Origin of the sequence: Gelidibacter mesophilus DSM 14095 (assembly GCF_000423005.1) — a bacterium.
GTDB lineage: Bacteria > Bacteroidota > Bacteroidia > Flavobacteriales > Flavobacteriaceae > Gelidibacter > Gelidibacter mesophilus.
Genome location: NZ_AUHD01000052.1, coordinates 1 through 1,176, shown reverse-complemented (window position 1 = coordinate 1,176; position 1,176 = coordinate 1). Strand labels below are relative to the sequence as shown.

General features: G+C 28.4%; 1 protein-coding gene. It reads right to left on the bottom strand.

Going from position 1 to position 1,176, the window contains the following annotated elements:
• Nucleotides 1-214 precede the first annotated feature (214 nt).
• Nucleotides 215-1,066 carry a hypothetical protein gene (locus tag G525_RS0117855; RefSeq protein WP_027127344.1) on the bottom strand — a complete coding sequence of 284 codons (852 nt, stop codon included), beginning with the start codon at nucleotides 1,064-1,066 and terminating at the stop codon, nucleotides 215-217.
• Between the last annotated feature and the right edge of the window lie 110 nt (nucleotides 1,067-1,176).

The window sequence follows — 1,176 nt, the reverse complement described above, 5'->3', positions numbered from 1 at the left end:
TCTTAAAGTGATCTGGGCAATGCGTTAAAAGGAAATCAACAAAGTTATTAAGAAAGGGAGGTTATTGCGCAGTCTGACGGTTGGTATAAGAATAGTAAGGGATTAAAATACTCTTACTTTTCAGATTATACTAACTTTTATTAATATGCACCAACTTTGGGTTTAGCACTTAACCCCTTATTATTTTTATACTTTGTTGTAAACAGTTATCTTCTTATAGGATTCTGTCACTAAAAATTCCCTCAGCTTTTTTATAATATTTGATTGAATCAATTTCAATATTTGGAACGTTATGTCCGTGCTCACCTTTTATTTTACCAAATATTGAAATTAAATCAGTTTTTATCCAATCTACTTCAAATTCATTTAATCTACGAAAGTAAGACCATATTTTTCGTCTTAATAGTTCATCTTCAATTAAATGTTCAGACCAAAACTCTTTTCTTGGTAAAAGATCTACTAACTCAAGAGCATTTGCCTTATTCGATTTTATTTTCTCAACCAATTCTTTGTGTTTTTCTAATAATATTTTATGCAACAAATTTTTAATTAAACAAAAATGTATAAATAAACCTAATGATTTGCTTTTTGAAGAAATCATTAGAAACTCCTTTAATCTGATTACAAACCCATCATTCATTATTCCAGATTTTGACTTAAATACAGCTTCAAGGTTACTGTTAAAAGGTATAATCCAAATTTTATCACCTCTTATATTTATGAATGTTGCGTCACCAAACTTGCTTATAAACCTATCAATATCTTTAGGGTAAAAATCACTAGATTGGCTTTCTTTATTCACGATTATAGTAGAGAAATAAGGACGATAAGAGTTTTTTCTTAACTCAACGATTGGATATTCTTTATTTATAATTTCATGACTAAAGAGCATTTCAAGTCCAATTTTTTTCTTAGTCACTACATATTTTGTAGAATCATTTGCACTAGTTTTTGTAGGTGCTTTTTTTGAATATTCAGATTCAAAAAAATCAATCATATCTTCATTATCTGCCAAATACCCTAAATAAGAGCTGAGTTTTTTTAATTCAGGTGTTAGTTCTATCATTATTTAATTGTTTACAACGTTTGTGTATATGGTTTGTTGCGTGTTTTAAGCGATTAATTTAGTAAATAATTACCAACCAAGAAAGTCCGCGAGGACTTTCGTAAGTAAGC

Bases quoted from the DNA above. Each gene is read 5' to 3' on its own strand.
- G525_RS0117855 (WP_027127344.1), bottom strand. From the start codon at position 1,066: ATGATAGAACTAACACCTGAATTAAAAAAACTCAGCTCTTATTTAGGG.